This is a genomic window from Paenalcaligenes sp. Me52 (genome assembly GCF_050487965.1).
Lineage (GTDB): Bacteria > Pseudomonadota > Gammaproteobacteria > Burkholderiales > Burkholderiaceae_B > Paenalcaligenes.
On sequence record NZ_JBKQFO010000001.1, the window covers coordinates 1,642,596 to 1,662,940 of the forward strand.

Consider the following 20,345-nt stretch of genomic DNA (forward strand, 5'->3'; position numbering starts at 1 on the left):
GTACGTGGTACGTACTGTATGGGCGGCTATATGGCTAAATTGTAGCGGTATCTACATAGCTTAAGGCTTAGCGGTAGGTGTGCGTCGTGCCCTACCCTCTAAAACCTTCATGCCTTTACGCTTGGCTGTTTTCTGCACGCCACTTGATGCGTGTTGTTCTCTTAGCATGACTATTTCAGCGTTTGCCTGAGCTATTTGTTGATATAGCGCTTTGAGCTCGCTATCAGAACGCTCAAGATTAAGATTTAACGTTTGTAAGGCGCCTTCTAGTTTCCCGTTCTCGTGTTGACTGCTCTGCAATTGTTGCTCTAGCTGTTTTAGCGCGGCAAGTTGTTCGTCTTCTGCGGCTTTGGCTGCCGCACGTACCGCATCTGTTTCTCGCTGTGCCTTAACGGTAGCGAGCCTTTCTCTATCTACATCCAACATGAGGCGCTTTTCAGTGTCTCTGGAGCGCGTTTCGGATAGCTGTGCAGCGTGATGCAGTTTTTCCAATTCTGTACTGAACTCTTTTCTGACGTCGTGCAACTGCTGCTGCAAGGCCTGGTTATCGTACTGCGTTTGTTCTATGGCCTTGGTGAGCGCCAGTCTGGCTTCGTTAGCAGCGGCTAGTTCTTCTCTATAGCTAATAATTTCTTGCTCTGCAGCAGCAAGAGTTTGTTGCGTGGCCTGCTCTCTTTGTAAGGCTCTATCGCGTTCTAGTTCAAACGCCGCCACATCCATTCTGGCGTTATCGACTGTAGCTTGTGCTTCGGCCTTGAATGTTTCTAAGGATTCTTGCGCAGCTTCCTGAGCCTGACGCCACAAAGTAGCAATAAGCTCACCGGCGGCAGATGTGAGTGCTTCGGGTAGATCAGGATGCTCGATGCGTGTACGGCTTTTTTCGCGCAATTCCTCCCAGAATGTGACCAATGCCTGTGATGGCGCACTCATGCTGCCCTTACGAACTAGCTGATAAAGCTTGTTAGCGGTGGGCGTAGTGCCGTATCTGAAGAATAACAAGGCACAGACTTCCCTATAAAGCTCTTGTGTGTTTGAGAAACGCTCTTTAAGCGCCTCAACCTCGGCATTTAGGCTTATTTCGCTGGTATTTGCTGTATTCATCATTATTCCTTATTCGATAATTGATAATACAACGTAATATGTTAAGAATACAATTATTATTGATTAAAATTTGACATTACTCTTATAATGTCAAATTACTAGATGGGTATAGGGGGAAATCATGTCTGAGAGCAATTCAACGGCGCTAATGCGCTTCCCTCCCCTTGAGCATCTCCCACGATCTGCGCAAATAGATGGAAGCAACGGCACAAATAGAGCGATAGGCGGCCGTTCACAGATCAGTGCAGCCACAGACATTGATGCCATCAAGGCATGGTTAGCCCGTTTCGTGAACTCCCCTCACACCTTTAGCAATTACCGTAAAGAAGCTGAGCGTTTATTGTTATGGGCCACTATCGCCATGCGTAAGCCTATTTCTTCGCTCACGCACGAAGATCTTGTGCTCTATCAGTATTTCTTAACGGACCCACAACCCGCCGCACAATGGGTAATGCCTGCTGGCCGTAAAGTGCCTAGATCGCACCCTGAATGGTGTCCTTTTGCTGGGCCGTTATCTCAAGCGAGTCAACGGCAAGCTGTCATCATCCTAAATTCCATGTTTTCCTGGCTGGTCGCTGCCGGCTACTTGGCAGGAAATCCATTGTCATTAACCAAACAACGGTCTCGTAATGCGGCCCCTCGCGTCAGCCGGTACTTAGATGACGATATTTGGTTAGAAGTGAAACGTACTATCACCTATCTACCTCAAGACACCGATAGAGAGCGTGAACACTATGCGCGTTTACGTTGGTTGTTTTCGTTGTTATACGTGTGTGGTTTGCGTATTTCTGAGGTAATAGAGAACCAGATGTCTGGTTTCTTTTGTAGACGTGGCAATGATGGCGTAGAGCGTTGGTGGCTGGAAATTACAGGTAAAGGCAATAAAACACGCATTGTGCCGGCTACCACTGAATTAATGGCTGAGTTATTGCGTTATAGACGTGAAAAATCGCTGCCACCCTACCCAAACGCCACAGAGACTACACCGCTGCTGCTGCCTATAGGCCATCAGCAGAGAGCATTAACACGTGCGGGGGTGCACGGCATTGTGAAATCAGTCTTTAACGCTACAGCAGAAAGAATTCGCAGCAGCAATCCAGACTTAGAGTGGCAAGCGCGGCAGTTAGAACAAGCCTCTGCGCACTGGCTGCGTCATACAGCAGGATCACATATGGCCAATAAACAGGTGGACTTACGTCATGTGCGTGACAACTTGGGCCATGAATCGCTGACCACTACCAATATTTACCTGCACTCCGCTGATGATGCGAGACACCAAGAGACAGAGCAACACCATAAAATTCAGTGGTAAATAGCTTTAGAGCGCATTGCCCCTCTTGAAGTGGCACGAATTTAGCGTGCTTGTGGGCGCTGTAGGTAAAGTAACTTTGCCGTAACGCATTAATGCTACGACTGTCCCTAAAAGTATTCTTTATGCTAGAAAATCAGCCTTTCTTACGCCTTTTTTGCTTATCTTCTTAATACATTCTTGAGAAACATTATAAGCCTAAATTAAATAAATAGTATAATTATCAAATAGTTATGCGTATTTTAGGCATGAATTTTTCGTTACACGGTTTAGTCTAGCAAAGCGCTATAGCAATAGATCATTTAGTGTATTTGTTGCCCTGAGCGTACGATTTTCATGCCGTTATAGCCTTATCTATATAGGTCTTGCGCTAGATCAAACATGAATTCGATAAGGGTTTCTACCCATATAGGCTCTCTATACCATGAGTATTGAGTGTGACATTGAAGTTAATTGACACATTTCTTTATTAATTATGGGTAGTGTTTATGAAAGCCTTGTCTAAAACCCTGATTGTTGCACTGGTTGCGCTGGGGGTCGGTTATGGCGGATCACAGCTTATTCTTTCGCAACGTAGCATAACGTCCTCTTCTGCGAGCAACTTGAACTTGGATGATGAAAAACTCATCAAGCAAGGATCCTATGTATCCCGTACCGGTGACTGCGTGGCCTGTCATACCGTTCCTGGTGGTAAAGAGTATGCCGGTGGTCTGGCAATGCAAACACCGCTGGGGGCGATTTACTCAACAAACATCACGCCCGATGTAGATACTGGTATTGGTAGCTACACCCTAGACGAATTCAAGACAGCAGTACAACATGGCGTGCGTAAAGATGGTGCAGCCTTGTACCCTGCTATGCCTTACCCTTCCTACGCCATCATGAGCGATGACGACATGAATGCGCTGTATGCGTACTTCATGCGTGGTGTGCCGGCAGTTAAACAAGAAAATGCAGAGCCTACATTGCCCAAGTTGTTCCAGATGCGCTGGACTATTGCGTGGTGGCAATGGATGTTTGCTCCTAAAGATCAGAAATTCATCGCTGATGATGCCGTAGATAGCATCAAAAACCGCGGCGCTTACTTAGTGCAAGGCCCTGGCCATTGTGGAGCCTGTCACACCCCTCGCGGTTTGGCTTACCAAGAACTAGCCATGAGCCTGAATGACGGTGATGACTTCTTGTCTGGTGCCGTGATTGATGGTTGGCGTGCAAAAAGCTTGCGTGGTGAAGGCCGTGGTCTAGCGAGTTGGACAGAAGATGAGCTGGTAGATTTCTTTGCCACCGGTAGAACAGACAAAGTAGCCGCATTTGGTGCGATGGCTGATGTAGTGGAACACAGTACTCAGTACATGACCCCAGAAGATCAACGTGCGATGGCGCAATACTTGAAGGCATTGCCTCCGGTAAAAGGCCGTAACCCAGAGATCCCACATCAAGTTGATACCACTACCCAAGCACAATTGGATGGCCAATACACTACTCCAGGCGCGTGGCTGTACGCTGAACACTGCGTAACCTGTCACCGTGCTGATGGTAAAGGTGTGCCACGTATATTCCCTGCGTTGGATGGTAACTCCGCTGTATTTGCTAACAATGCGCAATCCGTCATCCAAGTGACTTTGGAAGGTGGCCGCATGCCAGAAAACGAAGTAGATGCAATGACATTCACCATGCCTGCATTCCGTCATTTAGGCGATCAGGAAGTGGCTGATGTGGTGAATTTCATCCGCACCAGCTGGACTAACGAAGCGCCTACGGTGAACGCTGAAGACGTAGCTCATATTCGTCAGTTCGTTGCGAAAAAATCGCCTAACATCCTTCCTGAAGGAGCCAGCCATGAGTAAAGCCAAAACCCTTTCTGTAGTAGCCTTGGCGATTGCTGGTATTGCAGGTGCTTCTTGGTATAGCCTTGCAAGCCCTACCCTGACAGGCCCAACAGAAACTAGCTACCCTATTATTGACGTAGAAACCAAGCAGGTGGTTGGCCAGTACCAAATACCGTCCGATCTGTTGATTGCAAACGAACCTAACGCAGAATCCATTTTGTACGGTAAACGTTTGTTGAATGAAACACGTCGTTTATTGCCTGACAATGTGGGCGCAATGATGAACTGTAGTAGCTGCCACATCGCTGAAGGTAAAGCACCTTTGGGCGCACACTACATCAACAGTTTTGTGACCTACCCTAAAGTCATGCCGCGTTCTGGCAAGATGGTAGATTTGGCTGGCCGTATTAACGGGTGTTTTATGCGCTCGATGAACGGTAAGCCATTACCAGTAGATTCCGCAGAAATGGTAGGTATGCTGGACTACATGAAATGGTTGTCACAAGGTATGGAGCCAGGCCAAAAAGCGCAGGTGCCTATTGCTGGTGCTGTGGATGAAAGCTTAGTACCTAATACTGAACGTGGTCGTGACTTATACGCCGCACAATGTGCAACCTGTCATGGTGCGAATGGCGAAGGCCTAAAAGATGAACGTGGCAATATTGTGTTCCCACCACTATGGGGTGATGAGTCTTTCAATATTGGTGCGGGTCTAGCACGTACTTACAAAGCCGCTGCTTTCATCAAGTACAACATGCCCATGAGCGTTGAAGATCATGGCGCATGGGGGCAAGGTGGTGTGTTGGATGATCAGGACGCAGTAGATATTGCGGAATACTTCACCCATATGCCTAGACCTGACTTTGCCGGCAAAGTGAACGATTGGCCTAATGGTAAAAAACCAAAGGATGCACGTTACTAATATAAGAAATTAATCTCCCTTCAAGCCAGATTTAAGGCTGCCCTCCCCGGCAGCCTTTTTTTCGTCTAACTTATTCTGCAGCGCTGACGCGTACAGTTGCAGCGATTTTCTTCGCACGTTCACGTGCTGCTTCTACAGTTTCGTCGTAGGCCAATGCGACACCCATACGACGTTTAGTAAAGCTTTCTGGTTTACCAAACAAACGTAGGTCTGATTGCGGAATACTTAGCGCTTCGGCTACACCATCAAACGTTACGTTTTTACTGTCCACGCCACCATAAATTACAGCGCTAGCGCCAGGAGCCAACAAGGCTGTAGAAACAGGAAGACCCAGAATCGCACGCGCATGCAGTTCAAATTCGTTTTGACGCTGTGTCACCATGGTGACCATGCCAGTATCGTGTGGGCGTGGGCTTACTTCACTGAACCACACTTGATCACCCTTGACGAACAACTCAACGCCAAAAATGCCTTGCCCCCCCAAATCTTGCGTGATAGACGCCGCAATATGCTGCGCAGATTCCAGCGCTGCATTGCTCATAGGGTGTGGTTGCCAGCTTTCTACATAGTCACCATCCACTTGCTTGTGGCCGATTGGTGCGCAGAAACTGGTCTGCACAGCACCTTGAGCATCTAGACTACGTACCGTCAATAGCGTGATTTCATAATCGAAATCAATAAAGCCTTCTACGATCACGCGCTGTTGGCTAACACGACCGCCTTCCATAGCGTAATTCCACGCTTTTTCAATGTCTTCAGGGCCACTGATCTTGCTTTGACCTTTGCCAGAACTACTCATTAGCGGCTTGATCACACAAGGGTAGCCAATATGGTCTTGAATCGCCGCTTTCAGCTCATCTAGGGTGTTGCAGAATTTGTAGGGGCTAGTTGCCAAACCTAGTGTTTCAGCGGCTAAGCGACGAATACCCTCGCGGTCCATCGTGAGCTGTGTGGCACGCGCCATAGGCACAACACGCGCTTTACCTGCAGCTTCTACCGCAGCGAGTGCATCGGTAGCGATAGCTTCGATCTCAGGCACAATAATGTGCGGTTTAACCTGCTCAATCAGCGCAGTTAGCGCGTTGGCATCACGCATATCCGTGACAAAAGCATGGTGCGCTACTTGGTGACCAGGAGCATTCTCATAGCGATCAACCGCAATGGTTTCTACGCCTAGACGTTGCAAGGCAATAATGACTTCCTTACCCAACTCTCCTGCGCCTAAAAGCATGACGCGAGTTGCAGCAGGACTTAGCGGTGTACCTAATGGCTTCATGAGTGACTCCGGTATAACAGACTCAAATACAATAAATTCACAAAGAAGCATTGTAAACGCAACCTTGTTAGCCGTAGGCAATATTCGGTTTAGACGCTATTTTCGTCGCATTACAGCCTGTAAAAGCAGTTAATGCAACGATTTTAAGGCTATGGCTTGTTTTTTCTAGCCCTATGTTCTACATTAATTAAGCTCAATTTGAGCATATAAGGAGAACGTCAGGTGGAGAGCCTAAAAGAAATCTATTTTGACTTGCCCGACGCCACGTCTGGTTCGGTGCGGTTAGCCACGGCATGGGCCAATGTGCCAGAGCCTATTGCCGATACTGACGTAGAAACCTACAAAAACCAAATACGTGAACAGTTAAAGGCACAAGACGCTACGTTAGTGGCCCATTACTACGTAGACCCTGTGATTCAAGATTTGGCAGAAGAAACAGGTGGCTGTGTGGCTGATTCCTTAGAAATGGCGAGGTTCGGCCGTGATTGCGACAGCTCTACCCTTCTGGTTGCTGGCGTACGGTTTATGGGTGAAAGCGCCAAAATCCTAAGCCCGCAAAAACGCGTATTAATGGCAGATATGCAGGCCACTTGCTCACTAGACTTAGGGTGTGAGATCTCTGCTTTCGAGGCCTTTTGTGATCAACACCCAGACCGAGAAGTTGTGGTCTATGCCAATACCAGCGCAGCCGTCAAAGCTCGCGCAGATTGGGTGGTCACCTCAGCCGTGGGTCAAGAAATCGTCCTACACTTGCACCAGCAAGGCAAAAAGATACTGTGGGCCCCCGATAGACACTTGGGTTCCTACATACAGCACACAACCGGCGCTGATATGGTGTTATGGCAAGGCTCGTGTCTGGTACACGATGAGTTCCAAGCCGATGAGCTTTTGGTGATGAAAAAACGCTATCCAGAAGCTTGTGTATTGGCGCATCCAGAAGCACCCGCCAATGTACTAGAGCATGCTGATTTTATTGGCTCCACATCGCAGATTTTGGCAGCAGCCGCTAGGTTTCCAAACACGTTATTTATTGTAGCCACCGACCAGCGGCTACAACATAAGCTCAAGCAACTCTTACCGCATAAGAAATTTATGCCCGCGCCTACGGGCGGTGTTGGAGCTACCTGTAAAAGTTGTGCGTTTTGCCCGTGGATGAGCCTCAATAATTTGCCCGCATTGCTAGGTAGCCTAACAGGCAATCAAAACGAGATTCAGGTAGAGGAGTCTATTCGGTTTGCAGCAGAGAAAAGCTTAAAACGTATGCTGGACTTCTCTGCGGATACCGCATTACGCAAGCAACTACAGCAGGTGTTACAGGCCGCTTGATATTAGTGCTCTGTGGCCCCAGATACTATCCACTCTACGATAATCTCTAGATCAGCATCACTTATTTTGGTGTTGGGTGGCATGGCAACAGGCCCCCATACACCTTGGCTACCACGGCGTATATGCGTTTTGAGTAATGCTATACGTTCTGCACTGGCAGGCGCTGCCTCAGAAATGCTTTGGAAAGAAGGCCCAAGCAGTTTTTTATCGACGCGGTGGCAGGCAAGGCAGGTGTTTTTCTTGAGTAGTTCTAGAACGTCGTGTGCAGAGGTTTGAGCTACTACAGCTTGCTGCGGGGCAAGTATCAAACAAAGAGCAATAAAGCTGTATCGACTTAACATTATGTAGATATTCTCACATTACAATAGTCATTATGTTCCCCCTACACTGAGGATATATTATGCGTAAAATTTTAGTACCAGTTGATGGTTCCGACGCTTCTACCCGTGCGGTGCAAATGGCAATTACGATGCTGAAATCCATTCCGGACGGCGAATTGCACATTGTGACTGTGCAGGCCCCTATCGTGTCGCGCAATGTATCTCGCTTTTTTGCTCCTGAAGTTCTGAACGAATATTATCAGGACGAAGGCAATGCTGCACTCACACCAGCAGTAGAACTGGCTACTCAGTCGGGAGTAAAGTTTCAGAAAAGCGTGCTGACGGGTTCGGTTGCTGAGACTATTGAAGAATACGTACAACTGCACCACTGTGACCACATCATTATGGGTAGCCGTGGTTTGGGTGCTATTCCAGGATTGGTGCTGGGTTCTGTTACCACTAAAGTACTGAGCTTAGTAAGCGTGCCAGTAACGTTGATCAAATAAAGAATCCGGTAGGTGCAAATAAAACCACCTACCGGATTTCATCGCGTTATACCGATGGTTGTGTCATGGCCAATGGGTTGATCCAGCTATCGTATTCCGCTTCGGTTAAAAAGCCTGATTCAAGCGCTGCTTCTTTCAGGCTTTGTCCTTTCAGGTGAGCTGTTTTCGCAATTTTGGCTGCTTTGTCGTAGCCAATATGTTTGTTCAGAGCAGTCACCAGCATTAGGTTTTTCTCTAGATTCTCACGAATGCGTTCTTCATGAGGCAAGATACCGACGGCGCAGTGTTCATCAAAAGACAAACACGCATCGCTGATCAACGCGATACTTTCCATGACGTTGTGCACCATCACTGGCTTGTAAACGTTCAACTGGAAGTTACCTTGTGAGCCAGCAAACGCTACCGCAGCATCGTTACCAAACACCTGTACGCACACCATTGTCATGGCTTCACATTGTGTAGGGTTAACTTTGCCTGGCATGATGGAAGAACCTGGCTCATTTTCTGGGATTTGGATCTCGCCAATACCGCAACGAGGGCCGCTGGCCAACCAACGCACGTCGTTTGCAATTTTCATCAATGCACCGGCTAGCGTACGCAACGATGCAGACATATTTACCAAGGCGTCGTGAGCAGATAAGGCAAAGAATTTATTCTCAGCACTGCGGAATGGCAAGCCAGTCAACTCTTTCAAATGACGCGCAACCGTATCACCAAATTTAGGATGAGCATTCAAACCCGTACCAACAGCTGTACCACCAATAGCCAAGTCGTAAATACCGGGTAATTGCGCTTCAACATGTTCCAACGCGAAATCTAACTGTGCTGCCCAACTACCAATTTCTTGACCCAACGTGATTGGCGTTGCATCTTGCAAGTGGGTACGGCCAGTTTTGACCAGTGTTTCGTAACGAGCAGCCAGTGTTTTAAAGGTGTCACGCAGTTGTGCCACGCTAGGCAACAAGCGCTCTTTAACCTGCAAAGCCACAGCAATGTGCATGGCTGTTGGGAAGGTGTCGTTTGAGGACTGGCCACGGTTCACGTGATCATTAGGGTGAATGGGGCTTTTGCTACCAATCACACCACCTACCAACTCAATCGCTTTGTTGGAGATTACCTCGTTCGTGTTCATGTTGCTTTGTGTTCCAGAACCAGTCTGGAACACAACCAACGGGAATTCTGCATCTAATTTGTTTTCAACCACTAACTGTGCGGCTGCCACGATAGGGTCTGCGATCTCAGCAGGTAATTCGCCCAACTCTTTGTTGGCCATTGCTGCTGCTTTTTTCAGATAACCCAATGCCTGAATCATGGGTGCTTGCCACACGAAACGCTCTCTTCCAATCGGGAAGTTAATGATAGAGCGCTGGGTTTGCGCACCCCAGTAATGATTTGCTGGGACAGCAATGTCGCCCATCGAATCCTGTTCTATACGTGTATCAGACATGCTTTGCTCCTACAGAGAAAAATTATTTAGTACAGGCCAGCTCATTGGCTTCTGCCAAGCGCTGCACCCAGACTTGTGCAATATCTACTAATCTATTGGCAAAGCCCCACTCGTTGTCAAACCAGACAAAAAGATTGGCAAAGCCATCGTTATTGGTACGTGTTTGACTGCCATCTACAATCACAGAGTGCGGATCATGATTGAAGTCCACGGAAGCATGTGGCTGATTCGTGAAGGCGATGGTAGTACAGGACTTTTCAGCGGCATCTTTAAACAGTTGATTGATCGCTTCAGGCGTCGTTTCAGTGCGCAGATTCACCATCAGATCGATGGCTGATACGTTCAAAATGGGAACACGTATAGCTTTGGCCTGAACTTTACCCTGCAGTTGCGGTAACAAGCGCTCTACCCCTTGGGCTAAGCCAGTGGCCACCGGCACTATAGATTGCATCGCCGAGCGAGTGCGGCGCAAATCTTTGTGGTGGTAGCCATCAATCATAGGCTGGTCATTCATGACCGAGTGCAAGGTAGTCAGAAAGCAATGCTCTATGCCAAATGCTTTATCTAGCACCGCCAGCACAGGAATAATGGCATTCGTGGTACAGGATGCGTTAGACACAATACGGTGATGTGCCGCTAAGCCTGCATCATTAATATCCAGCACGGCTGTGTAATCTACGTCGGCTGCACCATCGGCAGGATGAGACACCAGCACACGCGGGCAGCCGCTGTCTATAAAGCGCTGTAACTGCTCACGTTTGCCATAGACGCCGGAACACTCAATGACCAAGTCTAGATTTAGGCTTTTCCAGTCTACGTCTTCGGGGTTCTGGGCGTGGGTGACAGCAATAGTATGGCCATCAATCACCAGAGACTGCTCATCGTGACTGATTTGGGCAGCAGGAAACGGGCCGTGCGTGGAGTCAAAACGAGTTAGGTAAGCCATGCTTTCCATATCCGCTGGCTCATTAATAGCAACTACTTGCAGTGAATCCTGCAATTTGCGCTCATAAATAGCACGTAAAACACATCGCCCTATGCGACCGTATCCATTGATTGCTATGCGTGTCACAGGCGTTCCCATGCCCATCCTTGTTTAAAAAGTAATAGAAAAACCACCATCAACCACCACGATATGGCCGTTGACGTAACTGGCAGATTTTGATGCTAAAAATACGGCAGCAGGTGTAATTTCAGCTGGCTGAGCCCATCTCGCCAACGGATTCCTGCCAATCACATGTGCGCCTTTAATAGGATCGCTAGCCAATGCTTGATTGGATTCAGTAGCAAAGGTGCCTGGCGCAATCCCATTACTGGTAATGCCCTGAGAACCAAATTCAACCGCTAAGGAGCGCACCAGTGCTTCTAAGCCCTGTTTAGCAACAGGATACACCGCATCCCCTGCTCTGGCTATGCGGCCGGCGATAGAACTAAAGGTGATGATACGACCATAGCCTTTAGCTGCCATTCCCATTGCCGCAAGCTTAGATAACACCACCGTAGCCGTCAGATTATCTTGTATGTGTTGCGCAATTTCGAGCGCGCTCAATTCACTAAATGGGCGGCGCAAACGACCACCTACCGTGTTCACCAAAATATCTGGCTGTACGCTTAGGGTTGCATAGGAAGCTTCTAGTGTATTGAGATCAGAAATGTCTTGGCACCATATAGATGCCTGATAACCAGCATCGTGCAAGCGTTTTTGGGCGGCCTGTAGTGGCGCCAAGCTTCTACCATTTAAGATTACATGCGCACCTAAACCTGCATACGCTGCGGCAATCGCCCAGCCTAAGCCTTGAGCGGATCCTGTAATCAACGCCGTTTGACCATGCAGATCAAACGAAGGAATAAATGACTCTATAGTTTGCATGCTACTACCTAGCTCACATCACCACGTTACGTGGCGTACCAGCGATAAAAGCTTCTATATTGCCCACCAACTGATCGGCTAAGGCTTGAACCGCTTCTTGGCTTGCCCACGCGACGTGTGGTGTGAAGATAAAGTTAGGTAAATCCATCAAGCTAAAGAGCACATTATCATCGCGCGGCGGTTCAGGCGTGGTCACATCTATGCCAGCACCACTGATTTGCCCACTACGTAAGGCAATAGCCAAATCTTCTTCACAAATTAGCCCGCCTCTAGCGGTATTAATCACCAAAGGACGCTTATCCATCATGGCAAATTCTTTGGCAGTAAGCAAATTGGCGGTTTCGGGCGTTAACGGGCAATGCAAACTGATGATGTCCGAGGTACGCAGCATGTGTTCAAACGATACTTTGCCATCGCTGACATCATTACTGCCTTTGCGAGCAGCAAACTGCACTGTCATCCCTAGCCCTTGCGCCAACTTCGCGACTGACTGCCCCAACGCTCCTGAGCCAATAATACCCAGTGTGCTACCAGCTAAGTCACGTATGGGGTAGTCAAAATAGCAAAACTGCTGTGATTCTTGCCAGCGCCCACGAGCAACGGATTGGTGATAGGCAAGCAAACTGCGTCGTAGTGCGAAAATCAGGGCTAACGTATGTTCTGGCACTGTATGTTCTGCGTAATTACGCACATTGCACACGACGATGTTGCGATTCTTACAGGTATCCAGAGCCACGTTGTTATAGCCGGTCGCGGCTATGGCCACCAATTTCAATGAAGTAGCGGCCTCTATCACCGCTGGACTGACCGGCGCTTTATTGCTAATAATGATATCGGCTGTTTTACAGCGCTCTATGGCTTGTGCTTCGGTGCTTTTTTCGTAGCAAACCAATTCATGCGGGAAAGAAAATGCCTGCAATTGCGTATGCGGGCCTAGTGTCTCGCTATCGAGAAAAACAATGCGTAGAGGCTGATTTAACATATGACACTCATAGTAGGATCAAACATGACGCGTATGAGTACGCGTATCATAGTCATCTAGTCTACCGTAGTAATGTGTGACACTGCAGTTCCCTGTGTGAAAAACGGGGTTATTGCATGCTATAAACATCTAGGTTTTTTGTCTTTTTCCGTGAAGGGGCTCTTATGAAACTGTATTACATGGCTGGTTCTTGTGCTTTGGTATCACATATTGTGCTGGAGTGGATTGGTAAACCCTACCAAGCTCAAGCCGTTAGTCGCAAAGAACTTAAAGAACCAGCTTTTCTGGCCCTAAACCCATTGGGCTCTGTGCCTGCGTTTGTAGATGGCGATATGTTGCTGACACAAAGTATGGCCATTTTGGAATACTTGGCGGAAAGTGCTCCAGAACAAAACTTGCTAGGAACCACACCACAACAGCGTGCTGAGACTCGTCGTTCATTGGCTTTCTTGAATTCTGACGTACACAAAAACTTTGGCGTGATGTTTGGTATTCAGGGCTATACACAAAATGAAGAAGCCCAGAAAGAAGTCAAAGAGAACACAGCTAAGCGTTTGCGTGGCTACTTTGAGTTGCTGGATAAACAGTTAGAAGGTAAAGACTGGCTGACCGGCACACGCTCTATCGCTGACCCATACCTGTATGTGGTCATGCGTTGGGCACCTATTCAGAAGATTGATTTGAGCGACTTGCCTAACCTGCAACGTTTCTTCAAAAACATGGAAGCTGATGCTGGTGTTCAAGCCGCGCTGAAAGCGGAAGGTTTGGCGTAATTTAACAGTTATAGCTTTTGAAGTGACGCCATTCGGCGGCTAGCCTGGAACTTCCGGCAGCCGCCGCTACAAAGCCCATACGGCTATCTAAGTCTGACAAACTTGCCCCCTCTTCTAGCAGCATTCCGCCATAGCTATTACGTAGCTTCTGCGCAGTTAGTCCCGCAAACCCATGCTCATTTCCCCATCCTGAAACAATCCTGGCCAATGTAGCTGGGTTCATGGTTTCTTTGGCTCTAAACTCAGATGGCACTCTATTGGACGGGAAAAGCAGTTGGTGGCCCACAGCATGCTCTAAACGCTGCTTCCAGTTCAACACAATTTCTACTGCCCATTCTGGTAGAGCTAATACTCTATGTTTGCCACCGTAGTCTTGTATATAGGAATGAATAGTAGAGTCTTCGGGGTTACTACGGTTTAACGCCAATTGCTCTTGCAATGAAAAACTAATAAAGCAGCCAGTATCTAGGCAATACTCACCATCTTCGTTCGGGTGCACGGCATCTATACGTAGAGACAGTACTTCTAAGGCTTTCAGCCCGCATCCTAATAGCAGTGCTACAACTGCTGCATTTCTATGCGCTTTCCAAAGCGCGGCAGCAGTCAGACTATGATGTTCCAGCGCTAAACGCTTCTGTTCCGCCTCTAACATCTCTACCATTTCATCGCATTGCTCAGGGGTTAGGAATTGCTTACTTTGATTGCTGCTAGAGTCACGCCAGGACGTAGCATGCATATCTTGTAGTTGCTGTGATGCTGTAGGATTAATTAGTTCTGGGATTTGAGCTTGCAATGCTTCATAAGCACGTAAAATCACTAATTGATAGCGCTCTCGCTGCTGTCTATTGGTATCTTCTAAACTACTTAAGAAGTTGCTGATATGGGTTTCATTAACCGTATTAATATTCAGCCGTTGTGTGGGCAGCCAATCTAGAAAACGCCGCCATAATACTTGGTAAATCCGTTTACTGGATAACCTGAAAGGCGGATGCTGACTATCCATCCAACGCTCAAAAAGGTTGATGGCTTCTTTGTGACGTAAAGTTTTAGATTCAGCCACTTCTCACCTACTGTTAACTCTTTGTTTAAGTGAAACTTATATCTTCCGTTAGTTGCATTAATTATACCTAAAGAAGCCGGTATTTAACCGGCTATCTTTGTCTTCTTTTCGCTTACGCGCCTAGATAAGCTTTACGCACATCAGGATTCGCTAAAAGATTAGCGCCTGTATCTTGCATAACCACTTTACCTGTTTCGATTACGTAACCTCGATCTGCCACTTGTAGCGCCTTATTCGCATTCTGTTCAACCAGAAACACCGTCACGCCCTCTTCTCTGATTGTGCGAATAATATCGAATATCTGCGCAATGATCAGCGGTGCCAACCCCAAAGTAGGTTCATCCAGCAACAGCAGTCTAGGTTTACTCATCAATGCGCGTCCAATGGCAAGCATCTGCTGCTCACCGCCAGACATCGTTCCTGCACGCTGAGAGGCTCGTTCACGTAATCTAGGGAACAGTTCGTATACGTGCTCCTCCCCTTCTGCGATTTGGCTCTTACTTAGAAAGAAACCGCCCATTTTTAGGTTTTCAGATACCGTTAAATCGGGAAATACTCGACGCCCCTCAGGGGAAATCGCAATGCCTCGCTGCATAATGTCATGCGTAGGCAAGTTGGTGATGTCATCCCCTTCAAAGCTAATACGACCGCTTTTAGCACATGGCGAACCACATACTGTCATTAGCATCGTGGTTTTACCAGCACCGTTCGCACCGATTAGCGTAACAATTTCGCCCTTATTAACTTCCAGTGTTACCTCATCCAGAGCCTGAATAGCACCGTAATATGTACTGACATTCTCAAGCTTAAGCACGCTATTCTTCTCCCAGATACGCTTTAATCACGCGCGGATCACTCTGCACTTCTGTAGGTAAGCCTGACGCAATAGGTCTACCGTACTCCATTACCATCACACGATCTGAAATACCCATTACTAGGCTCATATCATGCTCGATTAACAGCACAGCCACATTGTACTTACTACGTAAATCGTTGATCAGCACTTGCAGATCACGCTTTTCTTGCGGGTTAAGGCCTGCAGCGGGCTCATCCAACAACAAAATACGTGGATCTGTGATCATGCAACGCGCGATCTCTAAACGTCGTTGCAAACCATAGGCTAAGTTACCTGCTTCGCGGTTCGCAAACTCGCGCAGATCTAAGTAATCTAACCAATGCGCCGCACGCTCAAGGGCTTTCTCCTCAGAATGCCTATGTTTAGGCAGCTTGAGTAAACCACCCAACAAGCCTGTATAAATACGGGTGTGCTGCGCCACCATCAAGTTTTCCAATACCGTTAGGTTTTTAAACAAACGTACGTTTTGGAAAGTACGCACAATACCTTTGCGCGCCACCATGTGACTAGGCAACCCTTGAATGGATTCACCGTCTAGGCGGATATTGCCTTCGCTAGGCTTATAGAACCCACTGATACAGTTAAAAACAGTGGTTTTACCTGCGCCATTAGGCCCAATAATAGCGAATACTTCTTGAGGCTCTAAGTCGAACTTCACACCGTCTACGGCCAACAGACCGCCAAAACGCATGCGCAAGCCGTCTACTTCTAATATCTTCTTAGCTTGTGTCATGGTTTTAGCTCCACATGTGGACGTTTAGCAGGCAACAATCCTTGTGGACGCCAAATCATCATCAACACCATTACCAAACCAAAAACCAGCATTCTATATTCTGCAAACTGACGGGCAAACTCAGGCAATACGGTTAACAATATTGCCGCCAGGATCACCCCTATCTGTGAACCCATACCCCCCAGCACAACAATCGCTAGGATTAACGCGGACTCAATAAAGGTAAAGGACTCAGGGTTAACAATCCCTTGTCGTGCAGCAAAGAACGCGCCGCCGAAACCAGCAAAGGTTGCACCAATAGTAAAGGCAGACAGCTTGATACCGGTAGGATTCAGGCCCAATGAACGGCACGCGATTTCATCTTCGCGCAGCGCCTCCCAAGCACGACCAATAGGCATACGTAGCAGACGGTTAGAGACGAAGAAGGTAATCAACGCCAACACCAACGCCAAAATATACAAATACGTGGTCATGTCTTGGTTATTAAAGGCCCAGCCCATCAGCTCGTGGAAGCTAGTCTCACCTTCTGGCGCACGGCGCACCATGGGGTAACCAAATACGGTAGGTTTGGGAATACCGGAAATACCATCAGGACCACCTGTAAAGTCGTACAGGTTGATTAACAGCAAGCGAATGATCTCACCAAAACCTAAGGTCACGATAGCTAGGTAGTCTCCGCGCAAACGCAAAACGGGGAAGCCCAGCAAATAACCAAAGATACCGGCCATCACACCAGAAAATGGCAGCGCCCACCAGAAGCCTAGGCCTAGCCAGTGGTACATCAATGCGTAGGTATAAGCACCCACAGCGTAAAAGCCCACAAAGCCTAAATCCAGCAGACCAGCGTAGCCCACCACAATATTCAACCCCAATGCCAACATCACATAAATCAGCACTAAGGTCGCAATATCAATCTGCGAGCGTCCGGAAAAGAAAGGCCATACTACGGCCAGAATGATTAAGGCACCAATCAATACTTGTCGTGTGCGGTCCCCCATTACTGGGATTTTGAACGACACCCCACCTTTAGAGAGCTTTCCCGCCAATGCAGGGCGCAGCAGTTGCACAATGAAAACAGCCGCCATGCCATAAAAAATCAATGGCCACTCGGGTTGAACTGTGGTGTTCATCCCTGAGCGTAGAATCTGAAAACCAAAGACTGGGGCGACAATCACGCCTGCAATAAATGCGGCGAATAATGCTTGTTTAATTCGACTTGCCATTAAACTTTTTCCACTTCTGGTTTACCAAGCAGGCCCGTAGGACGGAACAGTAGAATCAGCACTAGCAAGCTGAACGCTACGATGTCCTTGTACTGCGATGAGATATAAGCAGCGGCAAAGGTCTCTGCTAGCCCTAGCAGAACGCCACCCAGCATAGCGCCAGGAATGCTGCCAATACCACCCAGCACAGCAGCGGTAAAAGCCTTGATACCGGCGATGAACCCGATATAAGGATTCAATTTACCGATGGCCAATGCGATCAAGACCCCACCTACAGCGGCAAGCATGGCACCAATCACAAACGTGAAAGAGATCACCTTATTGGTATCAATACCCAGCAGATTTGCCATACGTAAATCTTGAGAACAAGCTCGCGAAGCACGGCCCATGCGGGAATATTTGATGTAGAAGCTCAGCGCAACCATCAAGACCACCGTCACCACGATGATCAAAATACGCGAATACGCCGCAGTTACTGTGAAATCGTCCCCCATAGGGATCTGCACAGCACCCGTTACCAGCGCAGGCACCGCCATATCGCGTGCACCTTGGCCCAACGCTACCCAGTTCTGCAAGAAAATGGACATACCAATTGCAGAAATCAACGGGACTAAACGAGGACTACCCCGTAATGGCGCGTAGGCCACTTTTTCTACGGCAAAGCCATAAGCGGCTGTAATGGCCACAGCAACCAGGATCATGATCAGCACGATCAAAAGTACTGGTAAGCCAGAGTTCATTCCGATAATAGATAACGTCACCAACCCTGCATAAGCACCGATCATATAGATCTCGCCATGCGCAAAGTTGATCATTCCAATGATGCCGTAAACCATGGTATAGCCAATGGCAATCAACGCGTAAATAGCACCCAGCGACAGCCCGTTAAACAGCTGCTGAATTAATTGTGGTAATAAATCAGACATTGAATTTGGGATTCCGAATAAAGCTTTGGCAGGGATTGTAACCCGTAGCTAGATGCTTATTCTGTCTGGCGTCAGTAAATTTCATGACGCCAGACCTAATTAACGTTTAATTGACCTCAGAGAAACCTTTCTCTTTGTCCCATTTGTAAACTGAAAACTCAAAATGTTTGAGATCACCTTTATCGTCATAAGCAACATTGCCAATGGCGGTTTCGAAGTTGTTCCCATGCATGTGATCTGCGCCTTTAGCGGCATCATCACCCACTGCTGTTAAGGTATCCGCAATGATCTGCACAGCAGCGTAGGCCGGGAAAGTAAAGGCGCCGTCAGGACTACGTCCATAGGTTTTAAACTCTTCCATGACCTGCTTATTGCTGTCCATCTTGGCGAAGTCAGCCGGCAAGGTTACCAGCAAACCCTCTACTGCGTCACCTGCGATAGCCACTAAATCTTGGTTTGCTACGCCCTCAGGCCCCATAAACTGCGTAGTAACGCCCTGTTCACGCGCTTGACGCAGTAATAGCCCTAATTCAGCGTGATAGCCGCCAAAATAGATCAAGTCTGGGTTCATGCTGCGCAGTTTAGTGATCACAGCAGAGTAGTCCGTGTCGCCTACGTTAATACCCTCGTAGAAAATAATATTGGCACCGCCTTTTGTCAGTGCATCACGCACCTGGTTAGCCACACCCGAACCATATGTCTGTTTGTCATGCAGAATGGCAATACTAGCTGGTTTGATTTGCTCCAAGATGTAGGCAGCTGCAAATGGCCCCTGCTGATCATCTCTGCCAATGGTACGGAAGAAATAATGCGGCTTGATGGTGTCAGTCACGGCAGGCGATGTAGCCCCCGGCGTGATGGCCACAATACCCTCTTGTTCGTAAATATTCACGGCTGGCACAGCAGTGCCAGAGCAAGCGTGTGCTACCGCAAAGTTTGCGCCGGCTGTCATCACTCGGTTAGCGGAAGCAACGGCCTGCTTAGGTTCGCAAGCATCATCAATCAGTACAGCTTCTAATTGGCGGTTGTTCACACCACCTTTGGCATTGATCGCATCAATGGCTGTTAGTGCCCCTGCTTGAATTTGATCGCCATACTGCGTAGAAGGCCCGGTCATGGGCTGCACAATACCAATTTTGATGGTGTCATCAGCGGCGTAAGCCACACCCCATCCAGCACCCATTGCTATTGCTAGACTCAACCCTAAAGCTGTTAATTTCATTGCTACCACCCCCTATGAAGCCGCTGCTTTCAGAAAATACGCTTAATTGCTACGGACATGATTTGTAGAAACAAAGTGAACAAAGTTCATGTATTTTCTACAGCCAACCATGAGGTGTCACTACGTATAAGCCCTAGCGAAGGAGTGAATTTACTGTTTTTTTACTTATCCTTTGGTCTAGCAAGATTCCACATTAATGCCCTGAAGGGTGCAAGCATAAAGGTGTTCAATAGAATCTTAATGGCGAAATCGCCAAGCATTAATGTGTGCCATGGCATATCAGTGCCCACAAATGCAATGCAAAAGAAAACAAAGGTATCAACTGCTGCACCTGCAATACCACCTATAAAAGGTGCTTGCCACCATTTACCATCACGCAATCTATCAAACACATGTATGTCAGCGAGTTGGGCAATGAGAAATGCCAAACCTGAAGCAATGGCAATACGGGGAGTTGCCAGCCATGCCGACACGATCAAGGCTGCAATAAACCCCCACAGCGCCACTTTACGCGCTGTGAGCGGCCCAAACCGCCTATTCAGTAGGTCAGACACTAAGAAGGAGACTGGGTATGTGAGCGCCCCCCATGTCAGCCATGGGTTAATGGGGTACTGCACCAATACATTAGAGGCCACAACGATGATAATCATCGCAACGATGGCCA

Annotated in this window: 20 protein-coding genes; 6 read left to right on the forward strand and 14 right to left on the reverse strand. The window is 47.9% G+C overall.

Annotated features, from left to right (window positions below):
* Positions 1 to 60: 60 nt before the first annotated feature.
* Positions 61 to 1,101 (reverse strand): DNA-binding protein, encoded by a 1,041-nt coding sequence (locus ACLO87_RS07755; RefSeq protein WP_430223285.1) that lies wholly within the window; start codon positions 1,099 to 1,101, stop codon positions 61 to 63.
* Between the two features lie 121 nt (positions 1,102 to 1,222).
* Between ACLO87_RS07755 and ACLO87_RS07760 the strand changes: the two genes are divergently transcribed.
* The 3 genes from ACLO87_RS07760 (at position 1,223) to ACLO87_RS07770 (ending at position 5,161) form a co-directional block, all read left to right on the forward strand.
* Positions 1,223 to 2,413: a tyrosine-type recombinase/integrase gene (locus tag ACLO87_RS07760; protein WP_430223286.1), complete on the forward strand. Its 1,191-nt coding sequence runs from the start codon at positions 1,223 to 1,225 to the stop codon at positions 2,411 to 2,413.
* 485 nt (positions 2,414 to 2,898) lie between these two features.
* Positions 2,899 to 4,257 (forward strand): c-type cytochrome, encoded by a 1,359-nt coding sequence (locus ACLO87_RS07765; protein WP_430223287.1) that lies wholly within the window; start codon positions 2,899 to 2,901, stop codon positions 4,255 to 4,257.
* Complete coding sequence (locus ACLO87_RS07770) at positions 4,250 to 5,161, forward strand: c-type cytochrome (protein WP_135861624.1); 912 nt, start codon at positions 4,250 to 4,252, stop codon at positions 5,159 to 5,161. The genes ACLO87_RS07765 and ACLO87_RS07770 overlap by 8 nt, the downstream gene beginning before the upstream one ends.
* A gap of 70 nt (positions 5,162 to 5,231) precedes the next feature.
* Here ACLO87_RS07770 and purT read toward each other — a convergent pair whose 3' ends face one another.
* The gene (gene purT, locus ACLO87_RS07775) at positions 5,232 to 6,437 is read right to left on the reverse strand and encodes a formate-dependent phosphoribosylglycinamide formyltransferase (protein ID WP_430223288.1); all 1,206 of its coding nucleotides are present in this window, start codon (positions 6,435 to 6,437) and stop codon (positions 5,232 to 5,234) included.
* Between the two features lie 222 nt (positions 6,438 to 6,659).
* Between purT and nadA the strand changes: the two genes are divergently transcribed.
* Positions 6,660 to 7,763 carry a quinolinate synthase NadA gene (gene nadA, locus ACLO87_RS07780; RefSeq protein WP_135861622.1) on the forward strand — a complete coding sequence of 368 codons (1,104 nt, stop codon included), beginning with the start codon at positions 6,660 to 6,662 and terminating at the stop codon, positions 7,761 to 7,763.
* A 2-nt stretch (positions 7,764 to 7,765) separates the two neighbouring features.
* Here the strand turns inward: nadA and ACLO87_RS07785 are convergent, their stop codons facing one another.
* Positions 7,766 to 8,104 carry a c-type cytochrome gene (locus ACLO87_RS07785; RefSeq protein ID WP_135861621.1) on the reverse strand — a complete coding sequence of 113 codons (339 nt, stop codon included), beginning with the start codon at positions 8,102 to 8,104 and terminating at the stop codon, positions 7,766 to 7,768.
* A gap of 59 nt (positions 8,105 to 8,163) precedes the next feature.
* Between ACLO87_RS07785 and ACLO87_RS07790 the strand changes: the two genes are divergently transcribed.
* A complete protein-coding gene (locus ACLO87_RS07790; RefSeq protein WP_135861620.1) occupies positions 8,164 to 8,589 on the forward strand; it encodes a universal stress protein in 426 nt (141 codons plus the stop codon).
* Between the two features lie 46 nt (positions 8,590 to 8,635).
* Here ACLO87_RS07790 and fumC read toward each other — a convergent pair whose 3' ends face one another.
* Genes fumC through ACLO87_RS07810 form a run of 4 tightly spaced genes read right to left on the reverse strand, consistent with a single transcriptional unit; the run spans position 8,636 to position 12,888 of the window.
* On the reverse strand, positions 8,636 to 10,036 hold the full coding sequence (gene fumC / locus ACLO87_RS07795) for a class II fumarate hydratase (protein WP_430219861.1): 1,401 nt from the start codon (positions 10,034 to 10,036) through the stop codon (positions 8,636 to 8,638).
* Positions 10,037 to 10,058: 22 nt separating this feature from the next.
* Entirely contained in the window at positions 10,059 to 11,108 is a 1,050-nt protein-coding gene (locus ACLO87_RS07800) for a type I glyceraldehyde-3-phosphate dehydrogenase (protein WP_430223289.1), read from the reverse strand.
* A gap of 24 nt (positions 11,109 to 11,132) precedes the next feature.
* Positions 11,133 to 11,906 (reverse strand): SDR family oxidoreductase, encoded by a 774-nt coding sequence (locus ACLO87_RS07805; RefSeq protein ID WP_430223290.1) that lies wholly within the window; start codon positions 11,904 to 11,906, stop codon positions 11,133 to 11,135.
* Between the two features lie 13 nt (positions 11,907 to 11,919).
* Positions 11,920 to 12,888, reverse strand: a complete 969-nt coding sequence (locus tag ACLO87_RS07810) for a D-2-hydroxyacid dehydrogenase (protein ID WP_430223291.1) — start codon at positions 12,886 to 12,888, stop codon at positions 11,920 to 11,922.
* Positions 12,889 to 13,052: 164 nt separating this feature from the next.
* Here ACLO87_RS07810 and ACLO87_RS07815 point away from each other — a divergent pair, with 164 nt between their 5' ends.
* Complete coding sequence (locus tag ACLO87_RS07815) at positions 13,053 to 13,661, forward strand: glutathione S-transferase family protein (RefSeq protein ID WP_135861615.1); 609 nt, start codon at positions 13,053 to 13,055, stop codon at positions 13,659 to 13,661.
* A 1-nt stretch (position 13,662) separates the two neighbouring features.
* On the opposite strand, the gene ACLO87_RS07820 is transcribed toward ACLO87_RS07815, so the two are convergent.
* From ACLO87_RS07820 to ACLO87_RS07850, 7 genes are all read right to left on the reverse strand, one after another.
* Positions 13,663 to 14,721: a tyrosine-type recombinase/integrase gene (locus tag ACLO87_RS07820; protein WP_430223292.1), complete on the reverse strand. Its 1,059-nt coding sequence runs from the start codon at positions 14,719 to 14,721 to the stop codon at positions 13,663 to 13,665.
* A 112-nt stretch (positions 14,722 to 14,833) separates the two neighbouring features.
* On the reverse strand, positions 14,834 to 15,535 hold the full coding sequence (locus tag ACLO87_RS07825) for an ABC transporter ATP-binding protein (RefSeq protein WP_430223293.1): 702 nt from the start codon (positions 15,533 to 15,535) through the stop codon (positions 14,834 to 14,836).
* A 1-nt stretch (position 15,536) separates the two neighbouring features.
* Positions 15,537 to 16,310, reverse strand: coding sequence for a high-affinity branched-chain amino acid ABC transporter ATP-binding protein LivG (gene livG, locus ACLO87_RS07830; protein WP_135861612.1), 774 nt, complete (start codon positions 16,308 to 16,310; stop codon positions 15,537 to 15,539).
* Positions 16,307 to 17,533 (reverse strand): high-affinity branched-chain amino acid ABC transporter permease LivM, encoded by a 1,227-nt coding sequence (locus ACLO87_RS07835; protein ID WP_430223294.1) that lies wholly within the window; start codon positions 17,531 to 17,533, stop codon positions 16,307 to 16,309. Before ACLO87_RS07835 ends, livG begins: the two co-directional genes overlap by 4 nt.
* Positions 17,533 to 18,459: a high-affinity branched-chain amino acid ABC transporter permease LivH gene (gene livH, locus ACLO87_RS07840; protein WP_135861610.1), complete on the reverse strand. Its 927-nt coding sequence runs from the start codon at positions 18,457 to 18,459 to the stop codon at positions 17,533 to 17,535. The genes ACLO87_RS07835 and livH overlap by 1 nt, the downstream gene beginning before the upstream one ends.
* A gap of 106 nt (positions 18,460 to 18,565) precedes the next feature.
* Positions 18,566 to 19,681: a high-affinity branched-chain amino acid ABC transporter substrate-binding protein gene (locus tag ACLO87_RS07845; protein WP_430223295.1), complete on the reverse strand. Its 1,116-nt coding sequence runs from the start codon at positions 19,679 to 19,681 to the stop codon at positions 18,566 to 18,568.
* A gap of 161 nt (positions 19,682 to 19,842) precedes the next feature.
* Entirely contained in the window at positions 19,843 to 20,331 is a 489-nt protein-coding gene (locus ACLO87_RS07850) for a VUT family protein (RefSeq protein WP_430223738.1), read from the reverse strand.
* Between the last annotated feature and the right edge of the window lie 14 nt (positions 20,332 to 20,345).

Coding starts and splice junctions, on each gene's coding strand:
- livG (WP_135861612.1), bottom strand. CDS start 16,310: ATGACACAAGCTAAGAAGATATTAGAAGTAGACGGCTTGCGCATGCGT.
- ACLO87_RS07760 (WP_430223286.1), top strand. CDS start 1,223: ATGTCTGAGAGCAATTCAACGGCGCTAATGCGCTTCCCTCCCCTTGAG.
- ACLO87_RS07785 (WP_135861621.1), bottom strand. CDS start 8,104: ATGTTAAGTCGATACAGCTTTATTGCTCTTTGTTTGATACTTGCCCCG.
- livH (WP_135861610.1), bottom strand. CDS start 18,459: ATGTCTGATTTATTACCACAATTAATTCAGCAGCTGTTTAACGGGCTG.
- fumC (WP_430219861.1), bottom strand. CDS start 10,036: ATGTCTGATACACGTATAGAACAGGATTCGATGGGCGACATTGCTGTC.
- ACLO87_RS07805 (WP_430223290.1), bottom strand. CDS start 11,906: ATGCAAACTATAGAGTCATTTATTCCTTCGTTTGATCTGCATGGTCAA.
- ACLO87_RS07790 (WP_135861620.1), top strand. CDS start 8,164: ATGCGTAAAATTTTAGTACCAGTTGATGGTTCCGACGCTTCTACCCGT.
- ACLO87_RS07835 (WP_430223294.1), bottom strand. CDS start 17,533: ATGGCAAGTCGAATTAAACAAGCATTATTCGCCGCATTTATTGCAGGC.
- ACLO87_RS07850 (WP_430223738.1), bottom strand. CDS start 20,331: ATGATTATCATCGTTGTGGCCTCTAATGTATTGGTGCAGTACCCCATT.
- ACLO87_RS07755 (WP_430223285.1), bottom strand. CDS start 1,101: ATGAATACAGCAAATACCAGCGAAATAAGCCTAAATGCCGAGGTTGAG.
- purT (WP_430223288.1), bottom strand. CDS start 6,437: ATGAAGCCATTAGGTACACCGCTAAGTCCTGCTGCAACTCGCGTCATG.
- ACLO87_RS07845 (WP_430223295.1), bottom strand. CDS start 19,681: ATGAAATTAACAGCTTTAGGGTTGAGTCTAGCAATAGCAATGGGTGCT.
- ACLO87_RS07815 (WP_135861615.1), top strand. CDS start 13,053: ATGAAACTGTATTACATGGCTGGTTCTTGTGCTTTGGTATCACATATT.
- ACLO87_RS07770 (WP_135861624.1), top strand. CDS start 4,250: ATGAGTAAAGCCAAAACCCTTTCTGTAGTAGCCTTGGCGATTGCTGGT.
- ACLO87_RS07810 (WP_430223291.1), bottom strand. CDS start 12,888: ATGTTAAATCAGCCTCTACGCATTGTTTTTCTCGATAGCGAGACACTA.
- ACLO87_RS07765 (WP_430223287.1), top strand. CDS start 2,899: ATGAAAGCCTTGTCTAAAACCCTGATTGTTGCACTGGTTGCGCTGGGG.